Source organism: Acinetobacter sp. YH12076 (genome assembly GCF_013419525.1).
Lineage (GTDB): Bacteria > Pseudomonadota > Gammaproteobacteria > Pseudomonadales > Moraxellaceae > Acinetobacter > Acinetobacter amyesii.
The window spans coordinates 1-1,646 of the sequence record NZ_VOZY01000039.1 but is presented as its reverse complement, the minus strand read 5'-3'; the positions used below and the strand labels follow the sequence as shown (position 1 = coordinate 1,646).

Annotated in this window: 1 protein-coding gene and 1 rRNA gene; both read right to left on the bottom strand. The window is 38.9% G+C overall.

Going from position 1 to position 1,646, the window contains the following annotated elements; all coding sequences use genetic code 11:
- Positions 1-189: 189 nt before the first annotated feature.
- Positions 190-1,389, bottom strand: a complete 1,200-nt coding sequence (locus FTU22_RS16215) for an MFS transporter (RefSeq protein ID WP_180095460.1) — start codon at positions 1,387-1,389, stop codon at positions 190-192.
- A 154-nt stretch (positions 1,390-1,543) separates the two neighbouring features.
- Positions 1,544-1,646: ribosomal RNA gene (gene rrf, locus FTU22_RS16210) — 5S ribosomal RNA — on the bottom strand; the annotation flags it as partial.

Sequence of the window (1,646 nt, the reverse complement as noted above, 5' to 3'; positions counted from 1 at the left end):
GCGACTCATGAGTGCTCGGTTATATGCGGGCCAATTGGTTGTGCGGTAGATTTTGTGTGTAGGCTTCTTCATTTGAAAATTATATCGCTGAAAAAGCCTTTACAGATAGGTTTGTGCAACAAAGCCGTGTTATTTATATAAAAAAATAGATGTAAAACGAATATTAAATAATAGCTTATTCACATATTTCTATTTTAATTTATTCAATTTTATTGCTAAAAATAAACCGATCATCAAAATAACAGCAATAAAGCTCGTCAACCCAATCCAACCAGACATTTCCCAAACCAAACCACTACTACTACCCAAAATACTGGAACCTAAGTAGTAGCAAAATAAATATAGAGATGAACCTACGGCACGGTACTGCAGGGATTGAACCGAAACCCAACTACTTGCCGTGGAATGCGCTGCAAAAAAAGCGAAAGTGAATACAATCAGCCCCAAAATGACTGACCAAAATGCCGGAATGAGCATGATCAACAGCCCCAACAACATCATGATCAGCATCGAAGGTAAAACTTTTGCCCGTCCAAAGCGTTTCCCCCAACTTGCAGCCCGAGGTGAACTATATATTCCTGCCAAATAAGCTATGGAGATTAGCCCAATCCAAGTTTGAGAAAGTTGATAAGGTTCTTCTAATAGGTGGTAGCTCATATAGTTAAATATAGAGACAAAACATCCCATGAGGATAAAGCCTTGAAGGAATAAAATTCTAAGCTTTGGATCTGCTAAATTTTTAACGAAAGATTCATAAAATCGGTTGAAACGAATGGGATAAGCTTGAAAATGTTGAGATGCTGGAAGTAATAAAAAGAATGCTGTGGCTATACATAGGTTAATGATGCCGATAATCATCATAGCATTTTGCCAACTAATATAGTCAATCAATACCCCTGCAATGAGACGACCACCCATTCCGCCAATAGCGGTACCTGAAATATACAGGCCCATTGCAAAGCCTATATCTTTTTGCGCAATTTCCTCTCCAATATAAGTCATTGCAACAGCAGCAACACCACTAACACTTAATCCGATCAGCACGCGATTCAGTAAAAATATTTCCCAAAGGGGAAATATAGAACTGATAATTGAAAGTGATGCTGCCAAAAATAAAGCGATGACCATCACAGGCTTACGACCGAATCGATCTGAAATCAAACCGGTGAAAAGTAGTCCTATTGCTAAAGCAATAGTAGAAAAAGATAAAGGGAAACTGCTATGTGTCGGACTGACATGAAAGAAATCCGCAAAAATTGGCATCATCGGTTGCACACAATACAACGATGAAAAAATTGCGAAGCCTGCTAAAAATAAAGAAAATAAAATGGCAAGAAATGGTCGTGTGCCGTATTCAATATAATGAGCGTTTGAAGCTAAATCAGACATGAGCTTTCCATCAATGACACGGATAGTATACGCCTTTCAGCCTTTAATTTAAAAATCACATAAAAATGAATGAAGAATTCTTTGTTTTCTTCGCCCCTTTTCTCCCCGCATAAAAAAACACCCCCTGACGTATCAGGGGGTGTTTCGAATAATGAGCTGGCGATGACTTACTCTCACATGGGTAACCCCACACTACCATCAGCGCTAAGAGGTTTCACTTCTGAGTTCGGGAAGGGATCAGGTGGTTCACTCTTGCT

Excerpts from the sequence above, each read along its gene's own strand:
- FTU22_RS16215 (WP_180095460.1), bottom strand. The coding sequence starts at position 1,389 with ATGTCTGATTTAGCTTCAAACGCTCATTATATTGAATACGGCACACGA.